The sequence below is a fragment of the Belliella marina genome (genome assembly GCF_042682445.1).
GTDB classification, from domain to species: Bacteria; Bacteroidota; Bacteroidia; order Cytophagales; family Cyclobacteriaceae; genus Belliella; species Belliella marina.
The window spans coordinates 143,179-162,642 of record NZ_JBHUHR010000025.1; the positions used below are offsets into that span (position 1 = coordinate 143,179).

Genomic DNA, 19,464 nt, shown 5'->3' on the forward strand with positions numbered 1-19,464 from the left:
AGTATCAAAATAAGAAAATCAGCCTTCTAGATTGGCTTTTAAATCATTTTTTTAAGCAAAATGATTTTTCGGAGGAGACTTTTGTTTCAAAGATTCTTTTTTTCGATTAAAAGTTCATCTTTTCCAAAGTATACCGATTTGGTTCATGAAACAATGTTTAGTTTCTGAATTTGTACATTTACCCATCTATCTTGTTGTGAAGAGTATAGAGTTTGTGGTTTACTTGTACAGGTTAATGTTGATAGCTCCAATCTAAAACATCATATTCTTGCTATCTGTTTTTTGTCCGTACGCGGACAAATGTGTTCGGCTACAAATCTTATAAGATACTGAAATCATCTAATTGGGCTGTTTTGAGAGGGTTTTCTTTGGCATTGGTATTGAAAAAACAGACTGTATCAAAAGGTGCTAAACCAGAGGTATCAAACTTTAATTTATCAATCATGATTTACAATAATATTTTAATAGCATGGAGGAATCTCTCTAAGAGGAAACTCTATGCCTCCATCAATATTTTTGGATTGAGTTTGGGTATCAGTTCCTGTATGATGGTATTTGCTCTTGTTTGGCATATCAATAGTTTTGACAAGTATCACAGTCATGCTGACAATATATATAGAGTGGTTACCATAACTTTTGAAGGCTCAAGAGAGTACCATACCCCCGGAGTTCCTGCGGTATTGCCAGAATCATTTCGGGAAGAATTCCTAGGGATTGAAGCCTCTGTCTTGATTTCGGGTGGGCATGATGGCTTGATAGGGGTGGAGGATAATGGACAGGAAAAACATTTTGTGGAATCTGGCATTGCTTATACAACAGATGATTTTTTTGAGGTTTTTGAAAGGAAAATTGAAAGTGGAAACCCTACAGGGATATTGAATGAAGCCAACCAAGCCGTGATTTCAAGGAAATATGCCGAGAAACTTTTTGGTACAACCGATGTCCTTGGAAAGACATTCCGATTCCAAAAGGGAGAGGTGTTTGCCATTACTGCTATGATGGAGGATTTTCCTGAGAATACGGATTTTCCCTTTGATATTTTTCTTTCCTATGAAAACTTAAGGGAGGAAAGAACAACAGGCGGCTGGAATAGTATTTACAGTGATGACCAGTTTTATGTAGTGGTCAAAGACCCACAGGCTAAAAATACCATTGCCTCAGGCTTGGCTGGTTTTGTCGATAAACATTTGGACAAGGAGATTCGGACACATGCCTTGCAACCTTTGGCAGAAATCCATTTCGATGAGCGATACAGTAATTTCCGCTATCAGGTCTCTTCCAATTCTGCAAAGATTATGATTGGGGTTGCTTTTTTTCTTTTACTTACAGCAAGTATCAATTTCATTAATCTCAGCACAGCATTGTCTGGAAAAAGATCCAAGGAGGTTGGTCTGAGAAAAGTATTTGGAGGGCATAGGGGAAATATTGCTGGTCAGTTTTTGAGCGAAACAGGTATTATTTGTCTTTTTGCTATTTTATTAGCCTTTATTATCAGTGGTATGACAATGCCTTACATGAATAAATTCCTTGGTACAGAGGCTGATTTCTCTATCATTTTCACTCCTATAGGTCTTTTGACAGTCTTTTTGATTTGGTTGACTATCAGCTTGGTTTCAGGCGCATACCCTTCACTGATTATAAGCCGATTGAATCCGATAAGGGCTATAAAGGAACAAAACCAATCCAAACAAACAAGTTCTTACATGATGAGAAAGGGGCTGGTAGTTTTCCAGTTTATGATTACCCAATTTTTTATCATTGGTACTTTGGTGTTGGTCATGCAGATGAACCACTTGAGATCTGCAGATCTTGGTTTTCAGAAAGATGCAGTGGTGACTTTTACTATTCCTGAACGTGACTTGGACAAATCCCGACTTTTGGCTGAAAGATTGAGGAATCTCACCAATGTCGAGATGGTTTCTGTTTCTTTCACAGAGCCCGCCTCTGGTTCAACATCCTCTACCAATGCGGTAATTGTGGAAAGTAATGAAGAATATACAGTCCACATCAAGCCAGCAGATGAATATTATCTCGATACCTATGGGTTGGAGCTTTTGCATGGGGAAAATTTGATCAAAGAAGATACAGTCACCCGGTATCTTGCCACAGAATCTTTTGCTAAGAAGGCTGGATTTGAAAATCCCGAAGACCTGTTGGGTGTATATGTCAATATACGTGGCATTGAGGCTCCTGTATCCGGAGTGGTGAGGGATTTTTACTCCCGATCGCTGAAATCTGAAGTAGAGCCAACCTTTATTTTCCAAAACCATCATCTCTTCATGACAGTAGGGATCAAAATCAGTAAAGCCAATGCCAATGTGGTGATGGAAGAAGCAGAAAAGATATTCACCAATCTTTATCCTGAATATCCTATGGATTACAGTTTTTTGGATGAAAAAATTGCAAAATTCTATGAAACAGAACAGAGAATGACCACACTTTTCATCATCTTTTCCTGCATAGCCGTGGCAGTAGGATGCATAGGATTGTATGGTTTGGTCTCTTACATGGCTGCCATGAAAACCAAAGAAATTGGGATTAGAAAAGTCCTTGGTGCGAGTTCGGCACAGGTATTAACTTTGTTTTCCAGAGAGTATGTAGTTTTGTTGCTCATTGCATTTGCTTTGGCAGCTCCTATAGCAGGTTTTCTTATGGAAAAATGGCTGGCAGATTATGCCTCCAAAATCCAACTCTCTTGGCAATTTTACATCATTTCGCTCTTGCTGGTTGGGATGATAGCTTTTCTCACAGTGGGCTACAAGTCCATAAAGGCCGCATGGACCAATCCTACCGTATCCTTAAAAAGTGAATAAGATGCTATACAATTATTTTCTGATATCGATAAGAAACATCAAAAGGAATAAGCTTAGGGCATTTGTCCACATCATGGGTTTGTCTTTGGGGATCGCCATTTGTCTTTTGATATTCAACCAAGTTTGGTTTGCCTACAGTTACGATAATTTCCATCCTGATTCTGAGAGGATCTATAGGGTCAATACCTTTGCTGAATGGCAACCGGGGGAGATTTTCCAGACTTCAGGGACCAACGGGCCTTTGGGTGAGGTGATTGATGAGGAATTGTCAATCATTGAAACAAAAGCACGCCTTTATCACCTTAATGAATCTATGGTCAGTATTCCTGATGGGAATAGGGTCATTGGCAGGAGTAAGAAGGTCGCCTTCGCCAATTTGGGTTTTTTTGAGATTTTTCCCCGAAAATGGCTGGCGGGAGATCCCAATACCGCATTGTCAGAACCCAATACCGCTGTGATCACTGAATCAAGCTTGGGTATGTATTTCCCGGGAATGTCGGCTACGGAAGTGATAGGCAAGGAAGTCCTTTGGATCGATGCAGACTCAGTCTATGCCCAAATCAAAGGTGTAGTTGCTGATTTTACAGAAAATTCGGATTTTATTTTCTCGGATTTTATCTCCTTCAAGACTATAGAAAGACTTGGGGCAGAAGATTGGTATGGGTTGCATAGTTGGAACAATGTGAACACAGCAAGCCAGCTTTTTGTAAAAGTGAATGAAGGTGTTCTCAAAAGTGATTTGGATGATTCACTTTTGGGGATTTCAAAAAAATATCTTGGTGAGGAGGATAACAGCACCACATTTATCGGGGAGCCACTTTCAGAATTGCACTTCAGCGAAAACTATGAGAACACTTCTGTTTCCAGATCTCTTTTGCATGGTATGGTATTCATCGGATTGATAATTATGGCTTTGGCTTGCCTAAATTTCATCAATTTGGAAACGGCACATGCAATCAGCAGGGCCAAGGAAGTAGGGATTAGAAAGACATTGGGCAGTGACAGGTCCCAGTTGATCATTCAGTTTTTGAGTGAGACTTTATTGATTGTCATTTTTGCGGCAGGGATATCCTTATTGATTGCGGATCAACTCCACAGGTTTTTTGGGGGATATTTTATTTCTGAGTTTGAATTTGAGGTGTTTAGCGTCAGAAATTTATCCTTTATCATTTGTATTACGCTTTTATTGACATGTATTTCGGGTATTTACCCCGCATTGGTACAGTCCAATTATCAACCACAGCGAGCGCTGAAAGGTGAGGTCAATCATAGTAATGGTTTTTCTATTGGAGTGTTTTTAAGAAAAAACCTCACTATCCTTCAATTTGCTACTTCTATCGCTTTCATCATCATGGTGGCCGTGTTTACCACCCAGCTCAAATACATAGGTAGTCAGCCTCTGGGTTTTGAAAAAGAGGCATTGGTGTACACAGATCTGCCATTTATGGGGGATCGGCTTGTCCGGGAACAATTGTCAGGGCGATTGAGACAAGAATCCTTTGTGGAAGGGGTGAGTTTGGGGGGAGTACTCGTGACATCCAATAGTATGTGGTCTTCTGATGCTTATTTTATGACGGATTCTATTGAACAATCCCTGAATGTCCATGTGATGAATGTGGATTCTGCGTTTGTCGATGTCCACCAAATCACTTTGCTGGCTGGAAGAAATGCACATAATCAAGATGATGAAGTTATTGTCAATTTTAATTTTATCAAAAACCTAGGTTCTGCCGAACCAGGTGATTTTGTTGGGAAAACACTCAAGGTCGGGGGTGGATCTAAAACGATAGTTGGGGTAGTAGACAATTTCAATGCCCGAAGCCTGCGTGAAGAGATCATGCCAATCGTATGCGTCTACCGGCCGGACTACTTTCACAAGCTCACTGCAAAGCTATCCAATACCCATAATATAGCTTATATGAAGCAGCGTTTGGAGGAAATTTATTCGGAAACCTACCCATATGAGACTTCAAGTTTCAATTTCCTCGATGAAGTTGTGGAGTCTTTTTATGAGAATGATAGGAAAATTCAAGGAGTCCTTGGGTTTGCGGCAGCTATAGCAATCCTGATTTCTGTTTTGGGTCTGTTTGGACTTTCTTCCTTTACGATAGCCCAGCGAACCAAAGAAATGAGTATTCGGAAGATCCTGGGGGCAGGAGTACTTCAAATCATCGGGCTGATTTCCATGCAGTATATCTGGTTGGTGATCATATCGTTCGGCATAGCAGTCTATCCCGCGTATTACTTCAGTAGCCTTTGGCTTCAACAATATGCCTATAAAATACCTATGCCTTACTTGCTCTACGGGGCAGTAGGATTTGGAGTCATGCTTTTGGCATTGCTCGTAGTAGGCATTCACACCATGGGGGTAGCCCGTACCAACCCTGCAAAAGTCTTGAGAAGTGAATAATTTAAAAATCAAATAATAATGATAACACTCAATAAAATAGAGAAGTATATAGATTCCAGGTTTCAGAGACAGTTTATCCTCAAAGGGGTGGATTTGGAGATCAACCAAGGGGATTTCATCACTTTGATGGGGCCATCAGGGGTAGGGAAATCCACCCTCCTGAATATCATTGGGCTTTTGGATGATGATTATGAAGGGCAGTATTTCTTCGACGGGCAGGCTGTACATAGCATGAAGGAAAAAAACAAATCTGCTCTCCATAAATCTGAGTTCGGATATGTTTTCCAAGCCTATCACCTGATCGATGAACTGACTGTATATGAGAATATAGAAACACCGCTTCTTTACAGGAAGGTTTCTTCTACCGAACGAAAGAGCATAATAGCAGATCTATTGGACAGGTTTCAAATGGTAGCCAAAAAAGACCTGTTTCCGGAGCAGCTTTCCGGAGGACAGCAGCAGTTGGTGGGGATAGCACGTGCCATTGCCGGGAAGCCCCAAGTGCTATTGGCTGATGAACCTACAGGAAATCTACACTCTTCCCAAGCCAAAGAAATCATGGAAGTGTTTAGGGAGTTGAACCAGGCAGGTACCACCATTATCCAGGCTACCCATGCCAGGGAAAATGCCAGCTATGGCAACAGGCTTATAGAAATGTTGGATGGGAAAATATCACAAAATATCGTATTGTAACATGAAGAATTTTTGCTTGTCACTTTCAGTAGTATTGGGTTTATGCTTTCAATCATGGGCCCAAGATACTATTCCATTAACTTTCGAAGAGGCTGTTCAATTTGGGATTCAGCAAAACATAACATTCAAAAAACTGCAAAACCAACAGGAAGTATTGCGGATGGAGAGGCTAAATGCACAATTGAGCCATCTTCCTAACCTGAATCTATCCAATGATACTTATAGGCAGATTGGCCAGCAGTTTCAGCAAGCAGAAGGGGAACTGATCGTGACCAACGAAGTCAATGATATAATTTCCGGAAGGGTCAATTCCAATATGACGGTGTTTAACAGCTTTCGGGTGACCAACACTAGAAAAGCAGCCAAGAAATTTGAAGAAGCCGGTGAGTTCAGCTTGGAACGAGCCATACAAGACCTGATATTTGACATTGGAAGCCAATACCTCCAGGTATTGCTTGATGAGCAACTGTACAAAATCGCAAATGAGAATCTGCTGAACCAGCGAAAGCAATTGGAACAGATAGAGGGCTATGTAGAGGTTGGTTTAAGGACATTGGCGGATTTTTACAACCAAAAATCGGAAGTTGCAAGGTTGGAAACAGTGGCTCTGGAAGCCAAGATCCAATGGGAAAGGGACCTTTGGATCTTGGCGGAAACGATTCAGCTTCCAAGTAACACGATTCCAGCAGTAGCCCCCATCATGTTGGAAGTTAGGGAAAGTGAATTGCTAAAAAACCCGTTGGATGTCCTGTTGCAAATGGCAGAAGACCAGAGGAATGATTATAGGCAGGTAAGATCTTTGGAATTGGGAAATAGGAGCCTGTTGGCAGCAGCAAAGGCAAGCTACCTGCCAAGACTGGATGCGTTTTTTAATTATAGTACTTTCTATACAACTTTGGACCAGAGGACATTTAGTAACCAGTTCTTTACAATATTCCCCCAAAGGGCTTTTGGCCTAAGTCTATCGATACCTATTTTCAATAATTTTTCGAATAAGGCAGATGTGGCCAGGTCAAGGATGGAATGGCAAAACCAGCAGTTGGATAAGATGGCTTTGCAAAAGAAAATCTCCCAAGAAGTAAAACTTGCATCCGAAAATTACAAGGCGGCAATCCAGAGAAAAGAGTCCACTCAAGTTCAGCTGGATGCCGCTGAGGAAGCGCAAAATGCAATATCCGAAAGGTTTAGGTTGGGAATCAGCAATTTTGTGGATTTGGCACAGGCAAATCAGCAGTTGGTTACTGCCCAGTCGGATTTTGCCCAAGCCAGGTTTACGTTGTATTTTCAAGAAGTGATGTTTAAATATGCCCTGGGAATATTGGAATTATAGAGAAATTTCCCTGGGGATTTTTAAATACAGATTTATTTTTATAGTTTTAGTTGATGAAGTTCTTTTGGATTATGGATTGGTTTACCCTTGTTGATTTCAGAAAATTTGAACCAACTGGGAAATCAAAAAATAAAATAAAGGTAAAGTCAGCTAATCAAAAAAGATGTTTAAAGGAAAACCATGATTGATTGGGCAGGGCTAAACAATCATATTTGGGCATCGATAACGATATAAACCCATTTAATTTAGTTTTACCCCATTTACATAAATTGTCTAATTACTTCATATAGGATAATTTAGCTTGCGGCATGATTCTAAAAAAGCCATCAGTTATTATTTTCTCAAAAAAATATGGAGCAATCCTTTGCAATTTGAATTGAAAAAATGATAACTTTAAAATCTCAATATTAATTTAGAAACCGTTTAACCTTTATTTAAAGTCTATTAAAATCTACATTATGAAAAAGTTAATCGCTTTATTCATGCTATCCGGAATCCTTTTATCTCCGGTTATCTCGAAAGCTCAGGACGCAGACCAAGATTCTGCAGAAGACACAACAGAAATTGTTGAAGCAGTAGAAGCAGATACTGCTCCTGCGATTGTTGATGATGAAATCATCGAAGAAGACAAAAGTTTCCATCAGATCATCAAGGAGAAATTCATTGAGGGTGGTACTACATTTATGTCTCCAGTATTAATTTGTTTAATCTTAGGTTTAGCTGTTTCACTTGAAAGAATCGTTACCTTGAACCTTTCTACTACCAACACCAAAAAACTATTGGCGAAAGTAGAAGACGCTTTGGAACAAGGTGGCATCGAAGCTGCAAAAGATGTTACGAAGAGCACCAAAGGTCCGGTAGCCTCTATCTTTACACAAGGCTTGATGAGATACTCAGAAGGTATCGAAATGGTTGAAAAATCAATCATTGCCTATGGTTCTGTAGAAATGGGTAGATTGGAAAAAGGCCTTGTTTGGATCTCTCTTTTCATATCCCTAGCTCCAATGCTTGGTTTCATGGGTACTGTAATTGGTATGATTTCAGCTTTCGATGCGATCGAAGCGGCAGGTGATATCTCTCCTTCATTGGTAGCAGGTGGTATCAAAGTAGCACTCTTGACTACAGTGGCAGGTTTGATCGTTGCGATTATCCTTCAACTGTTCTACAACTACTGTGTCTCAAAGATCGATTCTTTGGTAAACGACATGGAGGATGCGTCTATCTCTTTGGTAGATATCCTAGTGAAGCATAAATTGACTAAGTAATTACTGGTTGATTATAGTTTCAACTATTAATTATTTATAACTTTAGCAATAATTCAATATGGATTCTATAGATATTTTCTTATACGTATCTTACTTATTGATTATCGTGGGAGCAATCGTGGCAGTATTGATGCCGTTGATCAAATCACTCGATAATCCAAAGAGCCTTGCAAAAACTGCAGCAGGGGTTGTGGTACTAGGTGTAATATTCCTGATAGCTTACAGTACTTCGGACAGTGAAGTGGCACCAAAGTACTTGGGTGATCCATTCTTCATGACTCCGACCCTGACTAAGTTTGTTGGAGGAATGTTGGTAACCACCTATGTATTGGCAATCGTTGCAATGGTAGGTATCGTATTTACTGAACTCAATAAAGCAATCAGGTAATGGCAAGTAAAAGAGGCAGAATGGCGCAGGAGGTAAATGCAGGGTCGATGGCTGATATAGCCTTCTTGCTCTTGATCTTCTGGCTGGTAACTACTACTATTGCTTCGGATAAAGGTATTCTCAATATCTTGCCTCCTAAGCAAGACCCGAATGTGCCACCACCGGAAATACCTCTCAATGAGAGAAATATTTTCAACATATTGGTCAATGCAAACGACCAGTTGTTGGTGGAAGGTGAGTATTTAGACAATACTGATCAATTATCAGATGACATAAAAGCTTTCATTCTTAACTTTGGAGCACCAAATGCAGAGGCGATAGCTTTGTATAACAGTCTTCCTGAGTCTTTGAAATCGATGGCAAACCGTGATCCTAAATCTTCTGACCATCCTATGCAAGGTGGCGCAGTAGTCTCTATCAAGACGAATCGTGGGACTTCCTATGAGACCTATCTGGAGGTTTTGGATAAAGTGAAGAAGGCTTATTTTGAAATCTATGCTGAAAGAGTAGGTATTACAACCGAACAGTATAGGGCACTTTCAGGTAAGACTGCTGCTGAAAAAGAACTTCAAGATAGAGGTAAGGAAGGTATTCCAATGGCTATTTCAATTGCAGAACCAGATAAAACAGGAGGTAATTAATATGTCAAAATTCAAGAAAAAGAATAAGGTCTCGGAAAATATTCCAACCTCAGCTTTACCTGATATTATCTTTATGCTGTTGTTTTTCTTCATGACTACTACAGTTTTGAGAGAAAATACAATGCTGGTAGATCAAAAGATTCCAGAAGCTACCCAGCTTCAGAAATTGGAAAAAAAGACGTTGATCTCTTATTTGTATATTGGTAAGCCGAAGAATACTGCTTTGCATGGTTCTGAACCGAGAATTCAGGCAAATGATGCTTTGATCAATACTACTGATATAGCCCTTTGGGTAAACCAGGAAAGAGATAAAAGGTCAGAGTCTGAAAGAGAAATGTTGACTATATCCCTCAAAGCAGATAGGGAAGTAAAAATGGGACCGATCTCGGATATTCAGTTTGAATTGAGAGAGGTAGATGCAAGAAGGGTACTTTATGCGTCAGTAGGAAAACAAGATTAATACTTTCTTATTTTCAAGTAATTATAATCAAGCCACCCTCGATGGGTGGCTTTTTCCATTTATTCTTTTAATCCAATATTCAACTTAATAGGGAAACTTTCCCCTTTTTATGAGTAAAAAGAAAATACAATCTGCTTGGGCAATGTATGATTGGGCCAATTCAGTCTATAGTTTGGTGATTACCTCTACAATCTTCCCGGTTTATTTTAATGGTGTTACCAAATCTGAGGATAGTGGGGATCTTGTTGATTTTTTTGGTATTGAAATCGTAAATACTGTACTCTATTCCTATTCTATATCATTTTCTTTTTTGGTTATTGCCCTGATTTCACCATTACTCTCGGGGATTGCTGACTCTGGTGGTAAGAAGTTGTTTTTCATGAAGTTTTTCGCATACCTAGGTTCCTTATCTTGTGTAGGCTTGTTCTTTTTTGATGGGGATAATCTGGAGTATGGAATCATCTGTGCCGTGATGGCAAGTATAGGATATGCAGGGAGTATAGTTTTTTACAATGCGTTTTTGCCTGAAATAGCCACTGAAGATGAATTTGACTTCCTGAGTGCAAAAGGATTCTCTTTGGGCTACATAGGAAGTGTTATTTTATTGATAGCAAACCTTGTGATGATTGAACTTCCCGAACTTTTCGGTTTGACCGATGGAGGACATGCCGCTAGATGGTCCTTTCTGATTACCGGAGTTTGGTGGGCAGGGTTTTCACAGATTACTTTTAGACATTTGCCCAACAATCCCTACAACAAACGTGTAGACAAAGGTCTGTTGTTGAAGGGATACAAAGAAATCAGGGCTGTTTATATCAAGGTAAAATCATCTTCTGTGATGACAAGGTTTTTGGCGGCTTTCCTGTTTTATAGTATGGGGGTACAGACTGTCATGTATCTGGCTGCCACTTTTGGTGATAAGGAGTTGGGCTTGCCTGGGGATAAATTGATCATTACAATTCTGATAATCCAGCTAGTTGCGATTGGTGGGAGCTATTTGTTTGCCTATATTTCAAAAATCCATGGGAATAAGCGTTCACTTGTTGTTATGGTCTTTATTTGGGTGTTTGTCTGTATCGGTGCGTATTTTGTCGTTACGGAGTATCAGTTTTTCGCTTTGGCATTTGTAGTCGGCATGGTGATGGGAGGGATCCAATCCCTGTCTAGATCCACTTATTCAAAACTGATTCCTACAAACACCACCGATCATGCCTCTTATTTTAGTTTCTTTGATGTTACTGAAAAAATCGCAATAGTGTTGGGTACTTTTTCTTATGGGTTTATTGAACAACTCACAGGGAATATGAGAAACAGCTCTTTGGCCCTTGGATTGTTTTTCTTCGTAGGTTTGGGTTTCTTGATTCTATTGAAAATCCCAAAGAAGGATTTCGAAAAACCAGTTACATTGTAGTATGTTACCAATCGTCAAAGGAAATAGGATTAAAGAATTGGATCAGCAGTTTGCTGTTTCCAAAAATATCACTTCGGTTGATTTGATGGAGCAAGCTTCAGATGCTTTCTCAAATTGGTTTTGTTCCAATTTTGAAGACCGAAGTTTATCTGTGTATGTTTTTTGTGGATCTGGGAACAATGGTGGTGATGGGCTTGCCATAGCAAGACTTTTAGATCAAAAAGGATATTCTGTTACTGTTGTCTATTTTGAAGATGTTCAGCTATGTTCAGAAGATTACCAGTCAAATTTCAATAGGATTCCCGAAAGTGTGACACTTGTGAAAGCGGATGCTTGGGATGGGGAAATTGCGGAAGGTAGTATCATCATTGATGCGGTATTCGGAGTCGGCTTGAATAGGGCGATTGGTGGTGCTATCCATAATATCATCGATTTGCTCAACAGTTCATCAGCTATTCGGCTTGCCGTTGATTTGCCCACAGGCTTGCCGGCAGAATCTGTAGTGGATGGGCTTGCTTTCCATGCTGATTTTACCCTTACATTTCAATTTCCCAAATTGAGCTTGCTCTTTCCAGAGCATATCAAATTCGTGGGGGAGCTGCATTTGTTGGATATTGGTATAGATGATGAATTTCTTGAGAAATTTCAGGGAAATTCTTTTTATATCAGAAAGCAAGATATCCTTGGCAGACACAAGAGCTTTCATAGATTCAGCCACAAAGGAGATTTTGGAAGGGTGTTGCTGATTGGGGGAGCACCGGGGAAATTGGGGGCGGTAAGTTTGTCTTCTTATGCCGCTTTGAGGACAGGGAGTGGTTTGGTTTTTTGTGCACCGGAGTTTGAAGAGCCTTTGGAAATCCAATTCCCTTATGAGGAGATTATGGTTTACCAAACTAGGGCAAACGCTGACTTGAGTGTCATGGATGCTATAGGCATAGGACCAGGTTGGGGAAATGCGATAGACCCTGATTACTTTCTTTCTATAATGGTTCGGTTTGATAAGCCAATGGTCATAGATGCAGATGCGTTGAATTTACTTGCGCAAAATCCGAAATTGATAAAATATGTACCTGAAAATTCAATTCTTACCCCTCACTTGAAGGAGTTTGAGAGGTTGGTAGGCAAGATGGAAGACCATTCTGAGAGGATTGAGAGCGCTTCACTGTTTGCAGTTGAGAATAAGGTGATTTTGGTACTGAAAGGTGCGCATACACTCATCGCTTTGCCTGATGGTAGGAGGTTGTTTAATTCCTCTGGAAATCAATATATGGCAACTGCTGGCTCTGGAGATGTGTTGACAGGTATGATTACTTCTTTTCTTGGTCAAGGTTATACTCCTGAAAATGCTGCGATTTGCGGTGTTTATCAACATGGCTTGGCAGGGGAGATGGCATCTGTTGCCAAAAGGAGGGGGATGATCGCTTCGGACATTATTGAAAAAATCCCAGATACTTTTATTGACCTTGGAATTAAGTAGAACACTCTTTTTGGGTAATATTATACTGTTTTGACTTCCAAGTGGGAAATGTTCTCCTGAGATATGTTTTCCCACACATTCGTTTAAAAGTGATGGTTTTACCGAATCTTTCTTTTTCCAAAATTGCCAAAGAACTTATTTGGTTTCTTGGGGGTTTGCCTTAGATATCTTACAGGAATGAACAAGGAAAAACTTTTACTTTGGACGCTGGCAGCGATCAATTTTACCCATATAGTGGATTTTATGATTTTGATGCCACTGGGACCTCAATTGATGAGGATATTTGAGATTTCACCGAAAGAATTTGGCTTACTGGTATCCTCATATACTTTCGCAGCAGGGTTTAGTAGCTTTTTGGGAGCTTTTGTCTTGGATAAGTTTGACAGGAGAACCATCATGATGTGGGTTTTTCTTGGCTTCTTTCTGGGCACAATAGCCTGCGCATTGTCTCCAAATTATTTTGTGCTGCTGACAGCTAGGATTATTTCGGGGCTGTTTGGGGGCTTGACATCCGCTTTGATCTTATCGATTATTGGGGATGTGATCCCTGATAGCAGGAGAGGGAGAGCGATGGGATTGGTCATGGCGGCATTCTCGGTTGCTTCAGTTTTTGGTGTACCGTTTGGGTTGTTTATTGCAAGTTTGTCAAACTGGCATGCGCCTTTCGTGTTTTTGGCGATATTATCCGGGCTAATATTCTGGATGATCTACAAGTATATCCCCTCACTTACTGCCCATATTGTAGCTGAAAAATTCAAACCGACTCCATTACAAGTCATCAGAAGAGTTACGGGGAATGGAAACCAAATGCGGGCCATTACATTGACGATCATGATGATGTTGGGGCAGTTTATGATCATTCCATTTCTGAGCCCCTACATGGTGGCAAACGTGGGGTTTACCGATATGGAGCTTACCTATATCTACATGGCAGGCGGGGCATTCACCATCTTCACATCACCTTGGGTAGGGAAGCTGACTGATAAATACGGGAAAGTCAAAATCTTTACCATTTTCATGACATTGAATGTCATTCCAATTGGAGTTATCACCCATTTGGGAGCGACCCCAATCCCTTATGTCTTATTGATTTCGACCATGTTTTTTGTGACATCCAATGGGAGGATGGTTCCTGCGTCAGCTTTGATCACAGGTACTGCCAAACCGGAGAATAGGGGCAGTTTCCTAAGTTTCAATTCTGCGGTACAGCAGGTTGCAGCGGGCTTGGCTTCCTTCGTTGCAGGAATGATTTTGGCAGAAACAGCCAATGGGGAGTTGATAAACTTTAATGTAGTTGGGTATATCGCAATCGTGTTTAGCTTGCTGTGTATTCCTTTGATCAGAAGGATAAAAGTCGTGGATGTATGATACTTCCGGATTTCCCAAAGTAAAATAGAAAGCGGATTTCTCCAAAGCCATTAAAATTAAAATCGGTTGACTGTCGACAGTCAACCGATTCATATGGATATCATTTACTTTGTGAAAATGAATAGTACAGTAAGAAATACTGCTTCAATTAAAATTCTGCATTCCCGGGAGTTCTTGGGAAGGCAATCACATCTCTGATATTCCCCATACCGGTGACGAACTGCACCAGTCTCTCAAATCCCAATCCAAATCCTGCATGGGGAGTTGCTCCAAATCTTCTCGTGTCAAGATACCACCACATTTCTTCTTGAGGGATATTCATTTCTTGCATTCTTGCCGTAAGGTTTTCCAATCGTTCCTCACGCTGCGAACCTCCAACGATCTCGCCGATTCCAGGGAAAAGGATGTCCATGGCAGCTACTGTTTTCCCATCTTCATTCAGCCTCATATAGAAAGACTTGATTTCTTTCGGATAGTCAGTAAGGATTACCGGTTTTTTGAAGTGCTTTTCTACCAAATACCTCTCGTGTTCTGATTGCAGATCCACTCCCCATTCCTGTACCAAATACTGGAATTTCTTCTTTTTGTTTGGGGTGGAATTCTTGAGGATATCGATAGCCTCTGTATAAGTGATCCTTTCGAATTTGTTGTCTGTTACGAATTGTAACCTTTCCAACAAGCCTAGCTCACTTCTTTGGTCAGCTTTTTTGCTTTGCTCTTCTTCAGCAGCTCTTTTGTCTAGGAAAGCCAAGTCGTCTTTGCAATGCTCCAAAGCATAACTTATGACCGATTGAAGGAAATCTTCAGCCAAATCTTGGTTGTCTTCAGCATCATAGAAGGCCATCTCAGGCTCAATCATCCAAAATTCGGCCAAATGCCTTGTGGTGTTTGAGTTTTCCGCCCGGAAAGTAGGGCCAAAAGTATAAATCTCTGCCAATGCCATGGCCGCCAATTCCCCTTCCAGCTGTCCAGATACAGTCAGGTTGGTTTCCCTTTCGAAGAAATCTTCCTTGTAGTCGATTTTACCTTCATCTGTCAAAGGTGGGTTTTTGATATCCAAGGTAGTTACCTTAAAAGTCTCCCCAGCACCCTCTGCATCAGAAGCTGTAATGATCGGTGTGTGGATATAGAAGAATCCTTTGTCATTGAAATACTTGTGTACTGCAAATGCCAGGGCATGCCTTACCCTGAATACCGCGCCAAATGTATTGGTACGCATTCTTAAATGGGCGATTTCCCTCAAAAATTCCAACGAGTGCTTTTTTGGTTGCAAAGGATACTTCTCAGGATCCGCATCTCCAAGGATTTCGATTTTGGAAGCGGCAAGCTCTGAGTTTTGCCCTGCACCTTGGGAAGCAACTATCTTCCCTGTGATTTTTATACAGGCACCAGTGGTGATTCTTTTTAATATTTCTTCCTCGATTATATTCGGATCAGCCACAACTTGATAATTATTGATGGTAGAGCCATCATTCAAAGCCACAAAAGACACATTTTTGTTGCTTCTCTTTGTTCTGACCCATCCCATGAGGGTCATTTCCTGACCCACAAAATCGCTTTCCAGCAGTGATTTGATTTTAATTCTTTTGTTGAATGCCATGAAACATGTAGTTTAACCCGATTCTTGCATTGTTCCCAATTTTTGGGAATTTACAAGAGGAATGCAAAAAAACGATATAATAAGCTTTTTATCAAAAATTTGATCTAATTTCCTAAATTTGAAAACCAAAAAGATTTAATAGCTGTAAAAGACAATAGTATTTTTACAAAATTCATCAGTATTCTATATGCAAAAACTTAATTTAAGTCAGGTTCTTTCTCAAAAGCTGTCTCCTCAGCAGATTCAGTTTATAAAATTACTCCAGGTTCCTACGGCTGAGTTGGAAGCTAGGGTGGAAGAAGAGCTGGAAATTAATCCCGCATTGGAAGAAGGTCGGGATGAAGAGGAGAAAAACCCTGAAGAGGATTTCCCGGAAAATTTTGATGAGGATCTTGGTTCCAGGGAAGGTGATGTGAATATAGATGACTACCTCAATGAGGACTACGGAGGGTACAAGATGCAGGGGGATGGGAACTACTCTCCTGATGACGATGATAGAGAGGTGCCGATTTCCGGTGGGGTATCTTTGCATGAACAATTGCTATCACAGCTGGGTTATTTGAAGCTTGATGAAAACCAAAAAACCATAGGCAAACAATTGATCGGGAGTATTGAAAGTGATGGCTATATCAGAAGGGATCTTGAGTCTATCATCAATGACCTTGCATTTGGCCAGAATATTGAATCAGACATAGATGAAGTAGAAGAGATATTGAGGAAAATCCAGGCCTTTGATCCTGCAGGGATTGCGGCGAGGAATCTTCAGGAGTGCCTTTTGATTCAATTGGAAAGAAAGGAGCATCCAGATGACCCGAATGTCCAAAATGCCATAAGAATCATCAATGACTGTTTCGATGAATTTACCAAGAAGCATTATGTAAAGATCCAGAAAAGGCTGAACATCGAGGATGAAGAATTGAAAGAAGCTGTCCAGATGATCACCAGGCTGAACCCAAAGCCAGGAGGGATTTCTGATGGGATGGTAAAAACCCAATACATTATCCCGGATTTTATCCTGAGCCATGTAAATGGAAAGTTTGAAATTTCGCTAAATTCCAGAAATGCACCTGAGCTTAGGGTAAGCAGGTCTTATTCTGAGATGTTTGATGCATATGATAAAAGTGACAAGAAAGACAAGAAGCTAAAGGAAACAGTCACTTTTGTCAAACAGAAGCTGGATGCCGCCAAATGGTTTATAGATGCCATCAGGCAAAGGCAACATACTTTGCTCAAGACAATGCAGTCTATTTTGGACTACCAGGAAGAATTCTTCTATGAAGGGGATGAGACCAAGCTAAAGCCAATGATCCTAAAGGATATTGCTGATAGGATTGAAATGGATATTTCGACTGTTTCAAGGGTGGCCAACAGCAAAGCCATTCAGACAGAGTTTGGGATTTATCCATTGAAGTATTTTTTCTCCGAGGGAATTGCTACAGATTCGGGAGAAGATGTGAGTAACAAAGAAGTGAAAAGCGTGTTGCAGACGATGGTGGATGGTGAAAATAAAAAGAAACCGTTGTCAGATGATAAGCTTGTGAGGTTGTTGAACGATAAAGGTTATAATATTGCCCGAAGGACTGTTGCCAAATACAGGGAACAGTTACAGATACCAGTGGCAAGACTTAGAAAAGAATTATAGGTGTATAGGAAATTATTTGAATTAGTCTCGGTGGTATTCCAGCCTTTGGCAATGCCTACCTTGATATTTATGTTTTTGTTGTTTGGCCTTCCTGACTCAGAAATTGGAATTGGGCAGGCCAACAAACTGTTGATAATATCAGTGATTTTTGCAAACACCATGATTATCCCAATTGGGATAATCATGGTGATGCGCTATACGAAAGTGATCCCATCATTGGAAATGGAAAACAATAGGGAAAGGGTTTTTCCCTTTGCGGTCATTACGCTGCTTTATTTGATTACAGCATACGCCTTTTATCAAAAAGATTGGATGGATTACAGACTGATCTTCACAATGTTTGTGATTTCAATTTGTCTGATTCTGCTTACCAGCATCAGTTATTTTTGGAAAATAAGCGCCCATATGATGGGGGTTGGAGGCTTGCTGGGGATTGTACTCGCATTCAGTTTGCTAGTGCAGGGGTTTAGTCTTTTGCATATCCTTTTGCCTGTGATTTTGTTGGCAGGACTGATCGGATCGGCTAGATTGTATTTAAATGCGCACACTCCAATTCAGGTTTTGGGAGGCTTACTTTTAGGGTTTGGAGTCTGTTTTGGGTCGTTTTATATGGTTTGGATATAAAAAATGTGATTATCATCTACTTTGCCAGCAAGGAGGAATTAGCCATAATGTTGGGATAATCGTCACCAGACAACATACAGGAGATAGTCCTTTGTGGAGATATTTTAAGGAAATAGAAGCCAATGTCGTTTAGATAAGACCTGCCAGGTTATTAAATAAGAACAGGCCTTTTATTTGGGAAGGGAAGACCAATTAAAGATTTAAAGCTGGCAGGTCTGTTTTCTTAACTAAACGACATTGAAATAGGAGCTTATTGTACATAAAAAAAACCGGCAAGAACCGGTTTTTTTATTGATGGGAATTATTTGGTTTTTTAGAAAAGGGCAAAAGAGATCCCGAAGTTTATTTGGTTTGCTTGTGTCGCAAAAGGGCCTTTGTCTTTTTGGAATACTTGGTTTAAGCCATAATATCCCCAAACATTAAATCCTGGAAATCCCAATCGGGTTGTGATGCCATATCTGATTGGGGCAATGCCAAAATTCTGTCTGTCTTTGATTTTTCTTTCCAAACCATTTTCATCTTCAAAGGCGATTTTGGAATGGGAGTTCATAAGAAACCCAATCTTACCCCCAACGGCAATTTTCATGCTTTTTTGATAATTGTTTCTGTTGAAGTGATACCTGAATTCCAATGGAATGTCAAAGTAGTTGACAGCTACAGTATTTCTGTTGATCACAATGTTGTCACCGTATACATCAGTGATTTCCAAAAGCTGGCTAGACTCAGGTCCTATTGCTGGATTGTTGAAAAGTGTCTGGTCTTCGGCAAAAGCCATTTTGTCTGTGCCAATACCGATACCTGGATTGAATGTGAATCCAGACCCATCACCAAAAAGGTTGATAGGGTATTGATAATATACATTGAAAGTCCTCGAAGGAAAGAACCTTGTCTTTAAATCATCAGGCTTATTATTGAGGGTGTTGAAACCAAAGTCCAAAAACAGATCGCCTTTAACATCTGGTCTTCCGCCAATCGGGGTCTTGGTTTTTTCCTGGGCAGAGACACTTAGTGTGATTAATCCCCCTATTAATATTAAAATAAGTCTTTTCATGAAAGAAGTTGTTGTATTTAATTTGAGCGGCTAAATTATAAAAACATCAGGGATTTATAGTCCTTTTTATCTTAATTATTCTTAATTGATAAATTGGGTTGGTTGAATATAATCCAAAAAAACCTTTGGTGGCTTCTTTGTAATTATAAAAATCATATCTACCTTTGCAATCCCAATTATGGCTTCGTAGCTCAACTGAATAGAGCACCTGATTACGGCTCAGGAGGTTTCAGGTTTGAATCCTGACGAGGTCACATTTAATCCCACTGACGACTGTTGGTGGGATTTTTT

Annotated in this window: 16 protein-coding genes and 1 tRNA gene; 14 read left to right on the forward strand and 3 right to left on the reverse strand. The window is 40.2% G+C overall.

From position 1 onward, the window contains the following. Positions 1 to 319 precede the first annotated feature (319 nt). Entirely contained in the window at positions 320 to 445 is a 126-nt protein-coding gene (locus tag ACFSKL_RS09595; RefSeq protein ID WP_376885722.1) for a hypothetical protein, read from the reverse strand. Between ACFSKL_RS09595 and ACFSKL_RS09600 the strand changes: the two genes are divergently transcribed. The 11 genes from ACFSKL_RS09600 (at position 444) to ACFSKL_RS09650 (ending at position 14,256) form a co-directional block, all read left to right on the forward strand. Next, complete coding sequence (locus ACFSKL_RS09600) at positions 444 to 2,813, forward strand: ABC transporter permease (RefSeq protein WP_376885723.1); 2,370 nt, start codon at positions 444 to 446, stop codon at positions 2,811 to 2,813. The genes ACFSKL_RS09595 and ACFSKL_RS09600 overlap by 2 nt on opposite strands. A gap of 1 nt (position 2,814) precedes the next feature. Next, positions 2,815 to 5,223: an ABC transporter permease gene (locus ACFSKL_RS09605; RefSeq protein WP_376885725.1), complete on the forward strand. Its 2,409-nt coding sequence runs from the start codon at positions 2,815 to 2,817 to the stop codon at positions 5,221 to 5,223. An 18-nt stretch (positions 5,224 to 5,241) separates the two neighbouring features. Beyond that, positions 5,242 to 5,916, forward strand: coding sequence for an ABC transporter ATP-binding protein (locus tag ACFSKL_RS09610; RefSeq protein WP_376885726.1), 675 nt, complete (start codon positions 5,242 to 5,244; stop codon positions 5,914 to 5,916). Between the two features lies 1 nt (position 5,917). After that, positions 5,918 to 7,246, forward strand: a complete 1,329-nt coding sequence (locus ACFSKL_RS09615) for a TolC family protein (protein ID WP_376885727.1) — start codon at positions 5,918 to 5,920, stop codon at positions 7,244 to 7,246. 458 nt (positions 7,247 to 7,704) lie between these two features. Then, positions 7,705 to 8,511: a MotA/TolQ/ExbB proton channel family protein gene (locus ACFSKL_RS09620; protein WP_376885729.1), complete on the forward strand. Its 807-nt coding sequence runs from the start codon at positions 7,705 to 7,707 to the stop codon at positions 8,509 to 8,511. Between the two features lie 58 nt (positions 8,512 to 8,569). Next, a complete protein-coding gene (locus tag ACFSKL_RS09625; RefSeq protein ID WP_376885730.1) occupies positions 8,570 to 8,899 on the forward strand; it encodes a hypothetical protein in 330 nt (109 codons plus the stop codon). After that, positions 8,899 to 9,540: an ExbD/TolR family protein gene (locus ACFSKL_RS09630; protein WP_376885732.1), complete on the forward strand. Its 642-nt coding sequence runs from the start codon at positions 8,899 to 8,901 to the stop codon at positions 9,538 to 9,540. The genes ACFSKL_RS09625 and ACFSKL_RS09630 overlap by 1 nt, the downstream gene beginning before the upstream one ends. 1 nt (position 9,541) lies before the next feature. Then, positions 9,542 to 10,000: an ExbD/TolR family protein gene (locus ACFSKL_RS09635; RefSeq protein WP_376885734.1), complete on the forward strand. Its 459-nt coding sequence runs from the start codon at positions 9,542 to 9,544 to the stop codon at positions 9,998 to 10,000. A gap of 109 nt (positions 10,001 to 10,109) precedes the next feature. Further along, the gene (locus ACFSKL_RS09640) at positions 10,110 to 11,411 is read left to right on the forward strand and encodes an MFS transporter (protein ID WP_376885735.1); all 1,302 of its coding nucleotides are present in this window, start codon (positions 10,110 to 10,112) and stop codon (positions 11,409 to 11,411) included. 1 nt (position 11,412) lies between these two features. Next, a complete protein-coding gene (locus ACFSKL_RS09645; RefSeq protein ID WP_376885737.1) occupies positions 11,413 to 12,888 on the forward strand; it encodes an NAD(P)H-hydrate dehydratase in 1,476 nt (491 codons plus the stop codon). Positions 12,889 to 13,065: 177 nt separating this feature from the next. Further along, positions 13,066 to 14,256: an MFS transporter gene (locus ACFSKL_RS09650; protein WP_376885738.1), complete on the forward strand. Its 1,191-nt coding sequence runs from the start codon at positions 13,066 to 13,068 to the stop codon at positions 14,254 to 14,256. 148 nt (positions 14,257 to 14,404) lie between these two features. Here ACFSKL_RS09650 and asnS read toward each other — a convergent pair whose 3' ends face one another. Continuing rightward, positions 14,405 to 15,856, reverse strand: coding sequence for an asparagine--tRNA ligase (gene asnS / locus ACFSKL_RS09655; RefSeq protein WP_376885740.1), 1,452 nt, complete (start codon positions 15,854 to 15,856; stop codon positions 14,405 to 14,407). Between the two features lie 187 nt (positions 15,857 to 16,043). Between asnS and rpoN the strand changes: the two genes are divergently transcribed. Together rpoN and ACFSKL_RS09665 are read left to right on the forward strand one after the other, a co-directional pair. Continuing rightward, complete coding sequence (gene rpoN, locus ACFSKL_RS09660) at positions 16,044 to 17,498, forward strand: RNA polymerase factor sigma-54 (protein ID WP_376885742.1); 1,455 nt, start codon at positions 16,044 to 16,046, stop codon at positions 17,496 to 17,498. Beyond that, positions 17,499 to 18,122, forward strand: coding sequence for a PA-phosphatase (locus ACFSKL_RS09665; RefSeq protein ID WP_376885744.1), 624 nt, complete (start codon positions 17,499 to 17,501; stop codon positions 18,120 to 18,122). It abuts the gene before it with no gap. 313 nt (positions 18,123 to 18,435) lie between these two features. On the opposite strand, the gene ACFSKL_RS09670 is transcribed toward ACFSKL_RS09665, so the two are convergent. Further along, the gene (locus tag ACFSKL_RS09670; protein WP_376885745.1) at positions 18,436 to 19,173 is read right to left on the reverse strand and encodes a porin family protein; all 738 of its coding nucleotides are present in this window, start codon (positions 19,171 to 19,173) and stop codon (positions 18,436 to 18,438) included. Positions 19,174 to 19,353: 180 nt separating this feature from the next. Between ACFSKL_RS09670 and ACFSKL_RS09675 the strand changes: the two genes are divergently transcribed. Next, positions 19,354 to 19,427: transfer RNA gene (locus tag ACFSKL_RS09675), tRNA-Arg, on the forward strand. Positions 19,428 to 19,464: the final 37 nt, after the last annotated feature.

Coding starts and splice junctions, on each gene's coding strand:
- ACFSKL_RS09600 (WP_376885723.1), top strand. CDS start 444: ATGATTTACAATAATATTTTAATAGCATGGAGGAATCTCTCTAAGAGG.
- ACFSKL_RS09595 (WP_376885722.1), bottom strand. CDS start 445: ATGATTGATAAATTAAAGTTTGATACCTCTGGTTTAGCACCTTTTGAT.
- ACFSKL_RS09605 (WP_376885725.1), top strand. CDS start 2,815: ATGCTATACAATTATTTTCTGATATCGATAAGAAACATCAAAAGGAAT.
- ACFSKL_RS09610 (WP_376885726.1), top strand. CDS start 5,242: ATGATAACACTCAATAAAATAGAGAAGTATATAGATTCCAGGTTTCAG.
- ACFSKL_RS09615 (WP_376885727.1), top strand. CDS start 5,918: ATGAAGAATTTTTGCTTGTCACTTTCAGTAGTATTGGGTTTATGCTTT.
- ACFSKL_RS09620 (WP_376885729.1), top strand. CDS start 7,705: ATGAAAAAGTTAATCGCTTTATTCATGCTATCCGGAATCCTTTTATCT.
- ACFSKL_RS09625 (WP_376885730.1), top strand. CDS start 8,570: ATGGATTCTATAGATATTTTCTTATACGTATCTTACTTATTGATTATC.
- ACFSKL_RS09630 (WP_376885732.1), top strand. CDS start 8,899: ATGGCAAGTAAAAGAGGCAGAATGGCGCAGGAGGTAAATGCAGGGTCG.
- ACFSKL_RS09635 (WP_376885734.1), top strand. CDS start 9,542: ATGTCAAAATTCAAGAAAAAGAATAAGGTCTCGGAAAATATTCCAACC.
- ACFSKL_RS09640 (WP_376885735.1), top strand. CDS start 10,110: ATGAGTAAAAAGAAAATACAATCTGCTTGGGCAATGTATGATTGGGCC.
- ACFSKL_RS09645 (WP_376885737.1), top strand. CDS start 11,413: ATGTTACCAATCGTCAAAGGAAATAGGATTAAAGAATTGGATCAGCAG.
- ACFSKL_RS09650 (WP_376885738.1), top strand. CDS start 13,066: ATGAACAAGGAAAAACTTTTACTTTGGACGCTGGCAGCGATCAATTTT.
- asnS (WP_376885740.1), bottom strand. CDS start 15,856: ATGGCATTCAACAAAAGAATTAAAATCAAATCACTGCTGGAAAGCGAT.
- rpoN (WP_376885742.1), top strand. CDS start 16,044: ATGCAAAAACTTAATTTAAGTCAGGTTCTTTCTCAAAAGCTGTCTCCT.
- ACFSKL_RS09670 (WP_376885745.1), bottom strand. CDS start 19,173: ATGAAAAGACTTATTTTAATATTAATAGGGGGATTAATCACACTAAGT.